This window comes from Yersinia aleksiciae (genome assembly GCF_001047675.1).
Taxonomy (GTDB): Bacteria; Pseudomonadota; Gammaproteobacteria; order Enterobacterales; family Enterobacteriaceae; genus Yersinia; species Yersinia aleksiciae.
Genome location: NZ_CP011975.1, coordinates 1,726,696 through 1,742,930, shown reverse-complemented (window position 1 = coordinate 1,742,930; position 16,235 = coordinate 1,726,696). Strand labels below are relative to the sequence as shown.

The window sequence follows — 16,235 nt, the reverse complement described above, 5'->3', positions numbered from 1 at the left end:
GAGTCCGTTCGGCGGTGAGTTTTTAATTTGGGGCTATCATGAAACATCTGCAAAAACCTAAAATTCTTAAAATAGAAACGGTTGCCCGCTCCCGCTTGTTTACGGTCGAAGCGGTAGATTTGGCATTCAGCAATGGCGTGCAACGTGTTTATGAGCGCATGCGCCCATCCAATCGTGAAGCGGTGATGATTGTGCCGATTATCGGTGATGATTTGTTGCTGATTCGCGAATATGCGGTCGGTATTGAAGAGTATGAGTTGGGCTTCCCCAAGGGGCTAATTGACCCAGGAGAGGGGGTGCTGGAGGCTGCAAATCGTGAGCTGATGGAAGAGGTGGGGTTTGGTGCTGAGCATTTTGAATATCTCACGAAGCTAACGATGGCACCGTCCTATTTCTCCAGCAAAATGAATATCGTGATCGCCCATGGTCTCTATCCGCAAAGTCTCGAGGGTGATGAGCCGGAGCCTTTGCCACAAGTGCGTTGGCCCATTGCCAATATGATGGCGCTGCTCGACGAACCTGATTTCTGTGAGGCGCGTAATGTCAGTGCGCTGTTTTTAGCGCAGGTATTTCTTAATCGCGCTGACGCCACTTAATCCGTGACACTCGAATAATTTGTTGCTGCATATAAAAAGCCGGGATGATCTTGCGATCTCCCGGCTTTTTCATTTGTGACGATCACGACTCTTCCGTCAGAACAACTCGTGGGTCTGACCGTTATCCATCAGTGTCGTCCCCGCCTCATGCACCGAATACTCGGTGGGTTGTGTCCCTTCGATAAAGTACTCTGAGCGGCTACCTGGCCCACCACTAGAGAGCTTACCGGTCTGCTTATCAATCACCACACTGACGATACCAGGCGGTGGTGTGACGGGTTTCTCCGGCAAGCCTTCAAGGGCCACTTTCATAAAGTCATCCCAGGCTGGTTGAGCTGTCTTCGCCCCACCTTCAGCACCGGCGATCTGGTCTGGTATTGCGCCAGATGCCGAACTGCGGCCTAAGTCACGGCGATGATCATCGAAACCAATCCAGACCGAAGTCACGGTCTCTGGGCCATAGCCAGAGAACCAGGCATCTTTCGAGTTGTTGGTGGTACCGGTTTTGCCGCCAATATCTTTGCGCTTCAAATCACGCCCAGCCCGCCAGCCCGTTCCCATCCAGCCCGGTTCCCCGAAGATGTTGGAGTTCAGTGCATCACGAATCAGGAACGCCAGCGGTGTACTGATCACATGTGGCGCATATTGCTCATCACTATTGAGCTTGGCCTGTGCTGGGGTGACTTGTTCCAGTTCAGGCATTGGCACATTGCTGGCACTGTTGGTCTGTGATGTCGCGACATTTTCGGTGTTATCGTCCGACAGCACCACCGAGCGCTGAGTGTCACCATAAATGACCGGTAAATTGCACTCTTGGCAGACAATTTTGGGTTTCGCCTCAAACAGCACATTACCGACATCATCAGTGATTTTAGTGATGAAATAGGGGTCAACCAAATAACCGCCATTTGACAGCACCGCGTAGCCGCGGACTAACTGCAATGGTGTGAATGAGGCTGAACCCAATGCCAGTGACTCCGAATGCACGATATTCTGTGCTGGGAAGCCAAAGCGTTGCAGGTATTCAGCGGCGTAATCCACACCCATCGCGCGCATTGCCCGCACCATCACCACGTTCTTCGACTGACCTAGACCTTGGCGCAAACGAATTGGGCCATCATAAGTTGGCGGTGAGTTTTTTGGCCGCCAGTCAGTACCGGCACCGGCATCCCAACGGGTAATGGGCAAGTCGTTGAGGATAGTCGCCAGCGTCAGCCCTTTATCCATCGCAGCGGTATACAGGAAAGGTTTGATATTCGAACCCACCTGACGCAGCGCTTGGGTGGCACGGTTGAATTTACTCTGGTTAAAGTCAAAACCGCCCACCAAGGCTTTAATCGCACCATTGTTTGGATCGATAGAGACCAAGGCGGAATTGACGTCCGGCACCTGTGCCAGCCACCAATTATCCTCGACTTTTCTGACCCAAATCTGCTGACCCGGCTGTACCACATCGGTGACTTGTTTCGGTGTCGGCCCCTGAGCGTTATCCGACTTAAACGGACGCGCCCAACGCATACCGGACATCGGTAAGGTCACGTTAGTGCCATCCGCCAGCATGGCCGTGGCTTGTGCCGCATTGGCTTCCGTCACAACGGCTGGCAGCAGCGGGCCATAGACCGGCAGTGTTTTCAGCGAATCAATAATCTGTTCACGGCTCCACGCACCTTCGCCCACCTTCCACAACACATTGGACGGGCCGCGATAGCCATGGCGCATGTCATACGCCAACACGTTGGCGCGCAAGGACTCAACCGCTGCTGTTTGGAGCTTTCTGGTGATGGTGGTATAGACCTGATAGCCGTCGGTATACGCATTCTCGCCATAGCGCTTAATCATCTCCTGCCGCACCATTTCGGACAGATAAGGTGCAGAGAAGGCAATTTGCGGCGCATGGTAGTTGGCAACCAGATCTTCACTGCGCGCCTGATCGTACTGCGCTTGGGTGATGTATTTCTCATCCAGCATCCGCGACAGCACGACGTTGCGGCGCGCGACCGCTCTATCGTGTGAGTAGAGTGGGTTGAAGGTTGACGGTGCTTTTGGCAAACCGGCAATCATCGCCATCTGGCTGAGGGTCAACTCGTTGACCTCTTTACCGAAATAGACCTGTGCCGCCGCCCCGACGCCATAGGCACGGTAGCCGAGATAAATCTTGTTCAGATACAGCTCAAGGATTTCATCTTTGCTCAATAACTGTTCAATACGAATGGCCAGAAATGCTTCCTTGATTTTACGCATCAAGGTCCGCTCTGGGCTTAAGAAAAAGTTTCGCGCCAATTGTTGGGTAATGGTACTTGCCCCTTGTGAGGCGCGACCAGAAACCATGGCAACTGAGGCGGCACGTAGGATACCCACTGGGTCCACACCGTGATGCTCATAGAATCGGCTATCTTCCGTCGCAATAAACGCATGCACCATTTCTGGTGGGATCTGTTTTAGTGTCAACGGGATACGGCGTTTCTCACCGTATTGGGCGATCAATTCGCCTTCGGCGCTATACACCAGCATCGGTGTTTGCAGCCGGACATCTTTCAGCGTGGCAACGTCGGGTAGCTGAGGCTCAATATATTTGTAGAGACCAAATATCGAGGCTGCTCCCAGTAAAATGCAACACACTGTAAGGATCAAAAAATACTTTACGAACTTCACCTGAGATTTCCCATTCAATGTCAATTGGGCAGTTTATAAACAACCGCGCCGTAGTATAAAGGCAAGCCCTTAACATGGATACGTTCTTTTATTCTCTCTCGACACGGAGGTCGACAAAAATGTACACACAATATTGGCAGGTTGGGCTGGATATTCAAATGGAGGCCATACGCGCCTTGGCGGTTGTCAGGCGTCGCCATGGCTGGCAACTGCGCTACTGGTGGTATCAGTCCTTACCTGCTGGCACGTTGCGCGAAGGTATTTTACAACAGCCGGATATCGTTAGCGACAAACTCAAATCATTACGAAAACAATTACCACGACATATTTCATTACGTATTGCATTGCCCGCACAGCGGATATTGCAACATGCCATGGCCGCACCAGATCGACGTCTGCGTGAGCCAGAACGTGAAGGCTATATCAACGCGGCGGCCAGCCGGGCATTTCCGCTAAACAGCCAGGAGTTGGCGCTGGATTATCGCACCGCAACGCCATCCGACAGTGAGCTATTAGTTACTGCTGCCCGTCAGTCAGAAGTTCAGCAATGGCAAAGCTGCTTACATCAGGCCGGTTTGCCATCACACATTATTGATATCACCCCCTGCGCTTTGCGCTATATGGCCACAGCGGCAGGGCTATCCGGTCAATATTGGTTGATCCATCGTCTGGCGAATGAGTGGCTGTGGGTCTCTTCCCGCGAGATGCCGTTTGAGTTCGGTGTGGTAGCCATTGACGCAGATGATGATGTACCTGAAGGCCATTCGCCTAATGCTGTCGACCCGCGAGCGGCATTGCTGTCGCAGCTTCAGAGCCGTTATCCCGAACAGGATGCGGTTCCGATGAGGGTGTACTACAGCAGCACGATGGATGAATCCTCGCCTGAAAACACCCTCCATTGGTCACCCTTCGCGGCATTTACCCAGTATCAACCGCCACTCCCGTCCTTACCTGCCGCCTACATTCTGGCCGGAGGGCTGGCACTGCGCCCAGCGGACTATTGATGTATCAGGTTAACTTATCATCATGGCGCGCTGAACGCCTGCTCGCCCGCTACCGTTTTTGGCGCAATACGAGTTTGTACCAGTGCTCATTTTTAGTCATCGCACTGGTGATCGTGTTGATGCAATCCCATGGGGTGCAAACCCGCCAACGGGGCAGTTTGGCTGAGTTAACACAGCAACAGGCGGCATTAAGCCAGCATCACCAAGAGGTGCAGCACGCCATGACACAGTTGCAGCAAGCAGAGCAGCGCTTGCTGATCTATCGTCAGGCACATCAATCTGCTCGTCGATACGCCACATTATTGCAGCAGCTAGCACAGCACATCCCGGATAGCTGTTGGTTGGTCAACTTAGTGCCACAAGACGACAAGGTCATTTTCGAGGCGATTAGCCAAGAGTATGCCGCCATTAACGGCTTTTTAGTGCAACTCGGCCGTCAATCGCTACTCGTGAATGTGCGCTTACAAAAGATTGCTCAGCAGGATGACGGTAATTTCCGTTTTGCGGTTTGGGCTAAATGGCAGAGTGGGGAGGCGAACCATGGATAAGTCATTACAACGTTGGCTGGATAGGCCGGGCTGGCAGCTCTGCTTATGGCAATGGGGTGTTCTGGGGCTACTTGGTGCGGCCACTTATGGCATGTTGTTGCGCCCTGCATGGCAGCAGCAGAGTCTCACTGAAAATAAAATTATTCAGTATCAGCAGCAAGTTGCGCATCAACAATCGGTTTTGGCGACACTGCCCGCACTCTCCCTCATTAGCCAGCAAATCGCGGCGATGAGATCTGAGGAAGCAGTATGGCGGCAAAATAATAGCTCGATGGCCCATCTGGTCGGTGAATTGATTGCACCCTTTGGCGGGCAGGTTATCCATTGGCAGCGGCAATCTGAACCGGTAGTGGAGGCAGAGCCGGATGCCGTGCCACATCAGCAGTGGCACGCGACTTTGCGGGTCAATTTCTATGGGTTGCTTCACTTACTTCGCCAACTATCTGAGATATCCGCCCCGATTCAGGCCCAACTGATTGAGATTAAAAGTGATAACGCTGTGCTGGTGGTGAAAATAAGCCTGAAAGAGTACCTCGCGGAGGGCAGCAATGAGTAATCGCAGCAAAGGATTGGGCGTGGGGCTACTGATAACCGCATCACTGGTGCCTAGGGTTTATGCTGATCCCGTATTGACTACGACGGAGCGTAACCCTTTTCAAAAAGTCTCGGCAGAGTCTTGTCGCAGCGATCGAGAGCGGCTAGCCAGTTGGCAGCTACAGGGCATTGTCAGTGGCGCAGATTACCGCTCCAGTTGGGGGCGGTGGCCCGGTGGCAGCGGACAACGACTGGTGGTAGGGCAGCAACTGCTGCCCAATTGGCAGGTTACCCAGATTAGCGCGCAGCAGATGAGCCTACAGCATGTCAGACCAGATAAGAGATGCGCAGAGGGCTCTGCGCCAGTGGTGCTGGTCATGCGCTGAGTTAACTATTTTTCTGATGGATGATAGCCAGTATTAAAAGGAATTGATCTAATGGATATGGATATAACTAAAGCCAAAACTGAAACAACAGGTTGGCTAACACTGACACTCAACTTCGCGCGCAGGCTCCTGCTGCTCAGCCTATTACTCACGAGCACCGTGTCCTATGGCACAAAAGGAGGGCCGCCTGTCACATTGGCGTTTCAGGACGCCCCGGTCTCCGTTGTGTTACAGGCGCTGGCTGATTATCAGCAATTGAATTTGGTGGTTGCGGCAGGGGTCAGTGGCAATATTAGCCTTCGACTAGTTGATGTCCCTTGGGAGCAAGCGTTGACTATCATTTTGCGCATGGCGAATCTGAAAGTAGAGCGTGAAGGGGCAGTGATGATGGTGTTCACTGAGCAGGATATAGAAGAGAGGCAGCAGCGAGCCAAACAAAAAACGGAGCCGGACTCTCTAAATAATCTGACACTGGCTTTACAGCATGCTGATGCCGAGCAAGTGGCGAACGGTTTGGAGGAGGGGAGCCTACTCTCTCCGCAGGGTAGCGTAGTGGTCGATAAACGCACGAATACATTACTCATTCGCGACACTCCCGCATCATTAGCAATATTGAAAGGCTGGCTGGCAGAGATGGATCTCCCCTTACAGCAAGTCCAACTCGCTGCGCACATTGTGACCATGAGCCGTGAAAATTTGCAGGAGCTGGGCGTGCGCTGGGGCATGGGAGAGTCGCAACCCGCCACGTCGCTGAGAGTGAATGGTTTCAATGTCAATTTACCGCTGGCAAATAGTGCCGTCAGCGCAGGCTTTAATGTCGCTCGTATTGGTGGGCGGCTATTGGAGCTTGAACTGAGCGCATTAGAGCAAGAAAATCAGGTCGATATTATTGCCAGCCCACGTCTGGTTGCCTCCCATCAGCAAACCGCCAGTATCAAGCAAGGTTCTGATATTCCTTATACTGTCTCGCGGGGGAAGAAAGAGGTGGCTTCTATCGAATTTAAGGAAGCGGTATTAGGTATGGAAGTCACACCTAAAATACTGCGTAATGGCAAAATTACTCTAGACTTGAAAATTAGCCAGAATATGCCTGGAATGACAATTAAGCGTGGCGATACTGAAGCCTTGCTAATAGATAAGCAGGAGATAAAAACCCAAATAACAGTAAATGATGGGGAAACTATTGTGCTGGGGGGCATTTTCCAACAAAAAAACAGTCAGGCAGTAAATAAAGTGCCCATATTGGCCGATATTCCTTGGTTGGGGGCACTGTTTAAACAAGACGCCCAGCAACAAAGTCGACGGGAACTGGTGATTTTCATCACGCCAAGGCTAGTCAGTGCTTGAGCTCAATAAGGTGCTGTTTTATGAAAACAGGTCAATCTTGGTGACTTTCTACAACTTTTTGTGTGATAGAAGGCTTCTAAATTTGACGCTGCGTCAGATTTAGCTTACAAGGGTTACCGAATTGAGCGCCGAGGTTTTTAATAACGTTGATACGCCGATAAAAACGTATGGTTTCCCTCCCACGACGTGTACAACGATTTATTCGGTTGCCAAACTACCAGATGTGCTGAGATAATTTTCCGTCTGATCTCGCACTATCGCTCATGAGGTTTCAGTTTAGGTCCCGCCGCTAATTTGATTGGCGGGGCGGGTTATCATTAACGAATAGTCTTAGTAATACCAAAAACATGGCAGAGAAACGCAATATCTTTCTGGTTGGGCCTATGGGTGCCGGCAAAAGCACTATTGGTCGTCAGTTAGCTCAGCAACTCAATATGGAGTTCTTCGACTCCGATCAAGAAATTGAGCGACGTACCGGAGCTGACGTGGGCTGGGTATTCGACGTGGAAGGCGAAGAAGGTTTCCGCGATCGCGAAGAAAAAGTTATTAATGAACTGACGGAAAAACAAGGCATTGTTCTGGCAACCGGTGGTGGATCTGTTAAATCCAGAGAAACCCGTAACCGTTTGTCAGCCCGTGGCGTTGTGGTGTACTTGGAAACCACAATCGAAAAGCAGTTAGCCCGTACACAGCGCGACAAAAAACGTCCGTTGTTGCAGGTTGATTCGCCTCCGCGTGAAGTGTTAGAAGCACTGGCAAGAGAACGTAATCCGTTGTACGAAGAAATTGCAGATGTCACCATCCGCACTGACGATCAAAGCGCGAAAGTTGTTGCTAACCAGATTATCAACATGCTGGAAAGTAACTGATTTTAGCATTTTACTAATGCCTACGGGCGTAAGTTAAGAAGGTTACTGAGCGCGACATGGAGACGATTACTGTCACGTTAGGGGAGCGTAGCTACCCCATTACGATTGCTGCTGGATTGTTCAATGATCCGGCTTCTTTTAAGCCGCTAAAGGCGGGTGATCAGGTTATGCTGGTCACCAACCAAACGCTGGCTCCACTCTATCTGGACTCACTCCGGATAGTGCTGGAACAAAGCGGCATTAAAGTTGATCAGGTGATTTTGCCTGATGGCGAGCAGTATAAATCTCTGAGCGTTTTGGAGCAGGTATTTTCTGCCCTTCTGGAAAAACCGCACGGTCGTGATACTACGCTTGTCGCCTTAGGTGGCGGTGTAGTAGGCGACCTGACCGGTTTTGCCGCAGCTTGCTATCAACGTGGTGTCCGCTTCATTCAAGTCCCTACGACCTTACTTTCTCAAGTGGACTCTTCTGTCGGTGGCAAAACCGCAGTAAATCACCCCTTGGGCAAGAACATGATTGGTGCTTTCTACCAGCCCGCATCGGTGGTGGTTGACCTTAATTGCCTTAAAACTCTTCCTCCACGTGAACTTGCTTCTGGGCTGGCTGAAGTGATCAAATACGGCATTATTCTTGATGCTGCATTCTTTGATTGGTTAGAAGATAATATCGACGCATTACTCGCACTGGATATGTCAGCATTAGCTTACTGCATCCGCCGTTGCTGCGAATTAAAAGCCGATATTGTTGCCGCCGATGAACGCGAAGAGAGCGGAATGCGCGCTTTACTCAATTTGGGTCATACTTATGGTCATGCCATAGAGGCTGAAATGGGCTATGGCGTCTGGCTACATGGTGAAGCTGTTGCTGCTGGTATGGTGATGGCGGCACAGACTTCTCGTCGATTGGGCCAATTCGCAGCGAGCGATGTTGAGCGTATCAAAAAACTACTTTTACGTGCCGGTCTGCCTGTCTGCGGGCCACAGGAAATGACACCAGAGTCCTATCTACCGCACATGATGCGCGATAAAAAAGTGCTGGCAGGCGAGCTTCGTCTGGTGCTGCCGACGGCTATCGGTCAGTCAGAAATCCGTAGCGGTATTGCACACGACATGGTGTTGGCGTCGATCGCTGATTGCCAGCAATAGGAAATGGCAAAAGTACGATATTCATAAGATCTATGCTCATAAGCCCTATGATGCTGTATCATAAGTACATCATATTCCTTTGCTGCGGGCGGTTTAGCCTGTTTGCAGTCAGTAAATTCAATCAGCCGAATCGCAGTGATAAACGCGGTAGGCTTTTGCCTCTAGTTGGAGGGTTTAGATGGATGATTTAAAGCCGGAAGACGATCTGAAACCAGATAGCAGTGACCGTCGTCCTACACGCGCTCGTAAGTCCTCAACAGGGCCGAAGCTGGCTGTTTCACGCCAACACATGATGATTGGTATCGGCATTTTAGTGCTGCTATTGATCATTATTGCCATCGGCTCAGCTCTGAAAGCGCCGACAGAGCATGAAGCCTCTCAACAGAATCCCAATGTTGATGCCGCGAAAAACATTAATCTATCTGATTCATCTTCACTCACCAGCGGTAACAACGCGCAACCGGGTGTGGCGAACAATGCCAGCGATGGTCATGATGCCAATGGCGTGAAGAACACGGCTCAACCACAAGATATCAGTGTTCCGCCGATTTCGCCGACCCCAACTGAAGCCACAGCACAACCGTCAGCGAACGGCCCGACTCAGCGTGTCGAGTTACCGGGCAATATGTCTGATGCGCTTTCTCAGACTCAGGGGCAAGTCGATACACTGTCTCAGAATATGAATGACGGCCAGACATCAACCTTACCGACAGCACCAGCAACGGTTTCTGGCTCAAAAGGGGCGAAAGCGCCAGTGACGGGTGAAACCATTACCCACCCATCACAGAAGCCAGGCACGGTGGCCTCTAAACCCTCAACTGCCAGCCATAAAAAACCGACAGCAGTGGTCTCCCCAGCAGCATCTGCGGTTGCTAAAGCAGGTTCGGCGGGTGGCAGTAGCAGTGCGTTGAAAAATGCACCAGGCAGTCACTTCACCTTACAACTGAGCAGTGCATCTCGCTCAGACACGCTGAATGCCTACGCCAAGCAGCAAAAATTAACTGACTATCATGTCTATGAAACTAAACGTGATGGCAAGCCTTGGTACATTTTAGTGAGTGGTAATTACGCCTCTTCTGCTGATGCAAAAAGGGCTATCACCACACTACCAGCCGATGTTCAGGCGAAAAAACCGTGGGTTAAACCTGTACAACAAGTACAGCAAGACCTTAAAAAATAAATCATTCTTATTTGTGCGCTGATGTGCTGTTTGAAACAGAGTACAATCTGCGGCTCTGAATTATTAAGTAGCTAACTGACGGCATGAAGAAAAACCGCGCTTTTTTAAAATGGGCTGGTGGGAAATATCCGCTGGTTGATGACATTCGACGCCATCTTCCAGCGGGAGACTGCTTGATAGAGCCATTCGTCGGTGCGGGGTCGGTGTTTCTTAACACTGAGTATGAGTCTTACATACTGGCCGATATCAACAGTGATCTTATCAACCTCTACAATATCGTAAAGGAACGCACGGATGACTTTGTGCGTGACGCTCGCGTTTTATTTACGGGCGATTTCAATAATTCCGAAAGTTTTTATATTCTACGTCAAGAGTTTAACTCCAGTACCGATACCTATCGCCGTGCATTATTGTTCCTCTATCTGAATCGCCATTGTTATAACGGTCTGTGTCGTTATAATTTGAGCGGTGAATTCAATGTGCCTTTTGGTCGCTACAAAAAACCTTATTTCCCAGAAGCGGAGCTGTATTGGTTTGCTGAAAAATCACAACATGCTGTTTTTGTTTGTGAGCACTATCAGGAAACTTTATTAAAAGCCGTGCACGGGGCCGTGGTTTACTGCGATCCTCCGTATGCACCGCTGTCGGCGACCGCCAATTTTACGGCATATCACACCAACAATTTTGGTATCGCGGATCAACAGAATCTGGCGCGTCTGGCTTACCAGCTTTCGGCTGAAAACCAGATTCCGGTTCTGATCTCTAACCACGATACAGAACTGACGCGCGATTGGTATCATCAGGCGTCACTGCATGTAGTGAAAGCGCGCCGAACTATCAGCCGTAATATCCTAGGCCGTAGTAAAGTGAACGAGCTTTTGGCGCTATATAGCTGAGCGGAATTATCCGCTCGGTAAAGATTCAAACCCCGTGGTTTATGAAACAGACCGTTTGATGTAGAGGGTTAAATCTACAAAATGGATGCTTCATAAAACAAAGAGATACGTTTGGAGAAGCGGATGAAAAAGTTTTTAATTGCCCCATCTATTCTGTCAGCAGATTTTGCCCGCTTGGGTGAAGATACTGCCAAGGTGCTCGCGGCTGGCGCTGATGTTGTGCACTTTGATGTGATGGACAATCATTACGTTCCTAATCTGACCATCGGCCCAATGGTGTGTCAGGCGCTGCGTGACTACGGTATTACCGCCCCGATTGATGTGCATCTGATGGTGAAGCCGGTTGATCGTATCGTGCCGGACTTTGCCAAAGCCGGTGCCACTTATATTTCATTCCATCCTGAAGCCTCAGAGCATGTCGACCGCACGCTGCAACTGATCAAAGAGAGCGGTTGCAAGGCGGGTCTGGTGTTCAATCCAGCCACGCCTCTGAGCTACCTTGACTATGTGATGGATAAGCTGGATGTCATTTTGCTGATGTCGGTAAACCCTGGTTTCGGCGGGCAATCATTTATCCCCGAGACACTGAACAAACTGCGGCAAGTGCGTAAGCTGATTGATGACAGCGGTTATGACATCCGTCTGGAAGTGGATGGCGGGGTGAAAGTGGATAACATTCGCCAGATAGCCGCGGCGGGTGCCGATATGTTTGTCGCCGGCTCGGCTATCTTCAGCCAACCGGATTATGCTGCGGTCATCGATGCAATGCGTAGCGAGCTGGCGATGTCTGCCCATGACTAAATTCAGCGCTATTCGTGGTGTGGCTTTCGATCTGGATGGCACATTAGTCGATAGCGCACCGGGGCTGGCCAGCGCGATTGATCTGGCGTTGGTACATCAAGGCTTACCTGCTGCGGGCCAAGATCGGGTGTCTACCTGGATTGGCAACGGTGCCGATGTTCTCGTCGAACGCGCGTTGCATTGGGCTGGCGGTGAGCCTAATGCTCAGGCGGTAGCCCATACCCGCGAGCTGTTTGACCACTATTACGCTAAAACGGTTGAGCAGGGCAGTCAGCTATTCCCGCAGGTTAAAGCTACCTTGGAACAGCTGGCAGCCAGTGGCTTACCCATGGGCCTGATTACCAATAAGCCCACGCCCTTTGTTGCGCCCTTGCTGGCATCACTGGGCATTGCTGATTACTTCTCCGTCATTATTGGCGGTGATGATGTAGTGGTGAAAAAGCCCCATCCGGCCCCACTCTATTTGCTGTTGGCTAAACTTGGCCTGCATGCCCGCGAAATGCTGTTTGTCGGTGATTCGCGCAATGACATTATGGCCGCACAGGCCGCCGGTTGTCCCAGTGTTGGGCTGACCTATGGATATAACTACGGTGAAGCTATTGCTACCAGTCATCCCGACTGCGTGATAGATCACTTTGCCGATCTGTTGCCCGCTATCGGGCTACCATCTTTAAAAGATCAGGAAGTATAAAATGAGTCATCCCACTGAATTAGGTCAACCTGTTGTGTCCAATAAACCTATCGTATTTAGCGGCGCGCAACCGTCCGGTGAATTGACCATTGGTAATTACATGGGTGCGCTGCGTCAGTGGGTACAGATGCAAGATGATTATGATTGCATCTATTGCATTGTTGACCTGCATGCCATCACCGCGCGTCAAGACCCGGCGCTGTTAAGAAAAAGAACGCTGGACACACTGGCGCTCTATCTGGCTTGCGGCATCGATCCGAAGAAGAGCACCATTTTCGTTCAGTCCCATGTACCAGAACACTCTCAACTGAGCTGGGCGCTGAACTGCTATACCTATTTTGGCGAACTGAGCCGTATGACCCAGTTCAAAGACAAGTCAGCCCGCTATGCTGAAAACATTAATGCTGGTTTGTTTGATTACCCAGTGTTGATGGCGGCAGATATCTTGCTGTATCAGACCAATCAAGTGCCAGTGGGTGAAGACCAGAAACAGCATTTGGAGCTGAGCCGCGATATCGCGAATCGCTTCAACAATCTGTATGGCGATATCTTTAAAATTCCTGAGCCGTTTATCCCTAAAGCCGGTGCGCGGGTGATGTCGTTGCAGGATCCAACCAAAAAGATGTCCAAATCTGATGACAATCGCAACAACGTCATTGAGTTGCTGGAAGATCCTAAATCGGTGGTTAAAAAGATTAAGCGCGCGATGACTGACTCTGATGAGCCCGCAGTGATCCGCTATGACACCGAAAAGAAAGCTGGTGTGTCTAACTTGCTGGATATTCTCTCTGGTGTGACAGGCAAATCAGTTCCTGAGCTGGAAGCGCAGTTTGAAGGCCAAATGTACGGCCATCTGAAAGGGGCTGTTGCCGAGGCGGTTTCTGGCATGCTGAGTGAACTACAGGCGCGTTATCACACTTATCGTGAAGATGAGGCTTTCTTGCAGGAAGTGATGCGTGAAGGGGCAGCCAAGGCCCGTGCTCGCGCCCAAGCGACATTAGCGAAAGTGTACGAAGCCATTGGTTTTGTGGCACATCCGTAAGTAGAGCAATAAGCCATTCGAAGGGGGGGATCTCTCTCCCCCTCAGACTGCTGACAAAGTTGATTGAAGGGAAATGTTCCGTTGGGGTCGTAGTCGCGTAAGCGACCGAAGTGCCCCTAGTGACAGTCGACCCTGCGTGCACCTGGCTTAATGCTGGTTTTGTCATTAACCTCAGGGGAGTTATCCCCCCTTATGAGTCAACTCAGCTTAACCCACTCTTTCAGCCTGCTCCTTTACTGCGACTTTGCCGTGCTCGGCGCTGGAAAACCAATTCAGTTTTTCACGTAAGCTGACCACGCTGCCGACAATAATCAGGCTAGGGCTGCTGACCTGCTGGGAAAGTAGCGCCAACTGGCTCAGTTCGCCGCTGACCACTCGCTGATGGCGCGAGGTGCCATTCTCCACCAGTGCCACTGGCGTCGCGGCAGGCATACCGTGTCGAATCAGCTGCTGCTGGATCTCTCCGGCCTGCGACAACCCCATATAAAACACCAGTGTTTGCTTCTCTGCCGCCAGATTAGCCCAATCCAGCTGAGCCTCTTTTTTGGCATGGCCAGTAATTAGCCGTACACTCTGCGCATGATCACGATGGGTTAGGGGAATGCCACTATAAGCAGAGCAGCCCGACGCGGCAGTGATTCCCGGCACCACCGAGAAAGGAATGCCGTATTCCGCCAGCGTTTCCAACTCCTCGCCGCCCCGACCAAAAATAAACGGATCGCCACCTTTCAACCGCACCACCCGTTTACCCAGCTGCGCTTGCTGCAACAAGATTTGATTGATTTGATCCTGCGGAACACTGTGATGGCCCGACTGTTTGCCGACAAAAATCCGCTCGGCATCGCGCCGTACCAGATTCATCACCTCATCGGAAACTAAGCGGTCGTACACCACCACATCGGCTTGCTGAATCTGTTGCAAACCTTTTAAGGTCAGCAAACCGGCATCACCCGGCCCAGCACCGACTAACACCACTTCGCCACGATCAGAGAGCGGCGCGTTGAATAACTGTTCGATATGCTGCTCGACTTGCATCTGATCGTCATTCGCCAGTGACTGCGCCAAACGATCGTGGGTCAGCAGCTTTTCCCAAAAACGACGGCGATCGGGCATGGCGGCAAAATGTTGCTTTACCCGTTGGCGCAAATCACCCGCCAACTGTGCCAGTTGCCCCAAATGCAGGGGCAATATAGCCTCGAGCTTTTCCCGCAGCAGTCGTGCCAGCACTGGCGCTTTACCGCCAGAAGAGATAGCAATCATGATGGGTGAGCGGTCAATGATTGATGGCATGATAAAGCTGGTACGCTTGGGATCATCCACCACATTGCAGAATACTCGCTGTTGGTTAGCGCTCTGATAGACCAATGCATTCACCGCCACTTGATCGGTGGCGGCAATCACCAGCCACTTCTCTGCCAGCAACTCAGGGACAAACTCGCTGCTCACTAAGGAGAGCCGCCCCTGCTCAGCCCAATCGTGAAACTGTGGCGTAAACTCGCAGGCGTTGGCGGTGACAACCGCCCCCGCCTCCAGCAGCAGGCGGGCTTTGCGTTCGGCCACTTCACCACCACCGACCAGCAGGCAGGCTTTGTTTTGCAGTTGGCAGAAAATCGGGAAGTAGTCCATCGGCAATCCTTCAGATTAAGGTAGCGGGGTGATAAAGCCCGCCCTTGCGGACGGGGAAATGCGGGTAACCGTTACTCTTTCACCGCGTGTGGCGCGCTGATGATTGCGGGCTGTGGGCGCTGATCCCGTGGCGTGGCATACCAGTAGCCCAGCCCCATAAACACCGCACCCGACAGGGTATTCCCCAGTGTGACCCACAACAGGTTGTGACCAATGCCACTTAGGGTGTAAGCCTCGCTGTGATGACCAAACCATGACAGCGCGAACAGCGTCATGTTGGCGACTGAGTGCTCGTAGCCAGAAGCAATAAAGGCCAGCAGACACCACCAGATAGCAATAAATTTCGCCGCACCTTCTACGCGGATTGCCATCCAGATCGCCAGACAAACCAGCCAGTTACATAATACACCTTTGAAGAATAAGGTCATAGCAGGCGCAGAGGTTTTTGCCAGCGCGGCGGTGTGCACCAAGCTGGTATCTACCGTGAGCAAGCTGCCGCCGCCGTAGTAATAGAGCAGGGCCACAAACACTGAGCCCAGCAGATTCCCCAGCCAGGTTTGTGGCAAGACCGCCCACATTTGACTGGATTTGATGACGCCCGCTTTCACGCCGAAGGTTAGGAACATGGTGTGACCGGTGAACAGCTCAGAACCGGCGATAATGACTAAGGTCAGCGCCAGACCAAAGGTCGCTCCCATCACCAGCGGACGGTAAGCCGGGTCGATCAGGTTTCCTAAGGTGAAAATCAGAATAATGCCAAGGCCCACATAGGCACCGGCCATGGCGGAACCAATCCAGAAGCCCAGTGGGCTCTCTTTGGCCAGTTTGACGATTCGCGCCGCGTTAGCCGCGCATTTGTTGATGGTGTCGCTGTACATTTTTAATCCCAATCCTAATCCCTTGCTCTTGACGCCGCAG

The 16,235-nt window shown here is 51.5% G+C and carries 16 protein-coding genes; 13 read left to right on the top strand and 3 right to left on the bottom strand.

Translation table 11 applies throughout. The features are described 5' to 3' along the window. The first annotated feature begins 38 nt into the window (after positions 1-38). Positions 39-596, top strand: coding sequence for an ADP compounds hydrolase NudE (gene nudE, locus ACZ76_RS08075; protein WP_048618323.1), 558 nt, complete (start codon positions 39-41; stop codon positions 594-596). A 96-nt stretch (positions 597-692) separates the two neighbouring features. Here the strand turns inward: nudE and mrcA are convergent, their stop codons facing one another. Next, entirely contained in the window at positions 693-3,248 is a 2,556-nt protein-coding gene (mrcA, locus tag ACZ76_RS08070) for a peptidoglycan glycosyltransferase/peptidoglycan DD-transpeptidase MrcA (protein WP_048618321.1), read from the bottom strand. 119 nt (positions 3,249-3,367) lie between these two features. On the opposite strand from mrcA, the gene pilM reads away from it, so the two are divergent. From pilM to trpS, 12 genes are all read left to right on the top strand, one after another. Next, the gene (pilM, locus tag ACZ76_RS08065) at positions 3,368-4,252 is read left to right on the top strand and encodes a type IV pilus biogenesis protein PilM (protein WP_048618320.1); all 885 of its coding nucleotides are present in this window, start codon (positions 3,368-3,370) and stop codon (positions 4,250-4,252) included. After that, the gene (locus ACZ76_RS08060; RefSeq protein ID WP_048618318.1) at positions 4,252-4,800 is read left to right on the top strand and encodes a PilN domain-containing protein; all 549 of its coding nucleotides are present in this window, start codon (positions 4,252-4,254) and stop codon (positions 4,798-4,800) included. Before pilM ends, ACZ76_RS08060 begins: the two co-directional genes overlap by 1 nt. Next, positions 4,793-5,356: a hypothetical protein gene (locus tag ACZ76_RS08055; protein ID WP_048618317.1), complete on the top strand. Its 564-nt coding sequence runs from the start codon at positions 4,793-4,795 to the stop codon at positions 5,354-5,356. The genes ACZ76_RS08060 and ACZ76_RS08055 overlap by 8 nt, the downstream gene beginning before the upstream one ends. Continuing rightward, positions 5,349-5,720 carry a pilus assembly protein PilP gene (locus tag ACZ76_RS08050; protein ID WP_071840485.1) on the top strand — a complete coding sequence of 124 codons (372 nt, stop codon included), beginning with the start codon at positions 5,349-5,351 and terminating at the stop codon, positions 5,718-5,720. Before ACZ76_RS08055 ends, ACZ76_RS08050 begins: the two co-directional genes overlap by 8 nt. Before the next feature lie 51 nt (positions 5,721-5,771). Further along, positions 5,772-7,067: a DNA uptake porin HofQ gene (gene hofQ / locus ACZ76_RS08045; RefSeq protein ID WP_235428212.1), complete on the top strand. Its 1,296-nt coding sequence runs from the start codon at positions 5,772-5,774 to the stop codon at positions 7,065-7,067. Positions 7,068-7,414: 347 nt separating this feature from the next. Continuing rightward, positions 7,415-7,936, top strand: coding sequence for a shikimate kinase AroK (gene aroK, locus ACZ76_RS08040; RefSeq protein ID WP_005271698.1), 522 nt, complete (start codon positions 7,415-7,417; stop codon positions 7,934-7,936). Positions 7,937-7,992: 56 nt separating this feature from the next. Next, positions 7,993-9,081 (top strand): 3-dehydroquinate synthase, encoded by a 1,089-nt coding sequence (gene aroB, locus ACZ76_RS08035; RefSeq protein ID WP_048618316.1) that lies wholly within the window; start codon positions 7,993-7,995, stop codon positions 9,079-9,081. A gap of 178 nt (positions 9,082-9,259) precedes the next feature. Beyond that, complete coding sequence (locus ACZ76_RS08030; protein WP_048618314.1) at positions 9,260-10,261, top strand: SPOR domain-containing protein; 1,002 nt, start codon at positions 9,260-9,262, stop codon at positions 10,259-10,261. 83 nt (positions 10,262-10,344) lie between these two features. Then, a complete protein-coding gene (dam, locus tag ACZ76_RS08025) occupies positions 10,345-11,157 on the top strand; it encodes an adenine-specific DNA-methyltransferase (RefSeq protein ID WP_048618313.1) in 813 nt (270 codons plus the stop codon). Between the two features lie 123 nt (positions 11,158-11,280). Further along, complete coding sequence (rpe, locus tag ACZ76_RS08020) at positions 11,281-11,958, top strand: ribulose-phosphate 3-epimerase (protein ID WP_048618311.1); 678 nt, start codon at positions 11,281-11,283, stop codon at positions 11,956-11,958. Next, positions 11,951-12,649 (top strand): phosphoglycolate phosphatase, encoded by a 699-nt coding sequence (locus tag ACZ76_RS08015; RefSeq protein ID WP_048618309.1) that lies wholly within the window; start codon positions 11,951-11,953, stop codon positions 12,647-12,649. Before rpe ends, ACZ76_RS08015 begins: the two co-directional genes overlap by 8 nt. Position 12,650: 1 nt before the next feature. Further along, entirely contained in the window at positions 12,651-13,691 is a 1,041-nt protein-coding gene (gene trpS, locus ACZ76_RS08010) for a tryptophan--tRNA ligase (protein WP_048618307.1), read from the top strand. 207 nt (positions 13,692-13,898) lie between these two features. Here trpS and cysG read toward each other — a convergent pair whose 3' ends face one another. Both cysG and nirC read right to left on the bottom strand, forming a co-directional pair. Next, positions 13,899-15,317: a siroheme synthase CysG gene (gene cysG, locus ACZ76_RS08005; RefSeq protein WP_048618305.1), complete on the bottom strand. Its 1,419-nt coding sequence runs from the start codon at positions 15,315-15,317 to the stop codon at positions 13,899-13,901. A gap of 71 nt (positions 15,318-15,388) precedes the next feature. Then, positions 15,389-16,195 carry a nitrite transporter NirC gene (nirC, locus tag ACZ76_RS08000; RefSeq protein WP_048618304.1) on the bottom strand — a complete coding sequence of 269 codons (807 nt, stop codon included), beginning with the start codon at positions 16,193-16,195 and terminating at the stop codon, positions 15,389-15,391. Positions 16,196-16,235 lie beyond the last annotated feature (40 nt).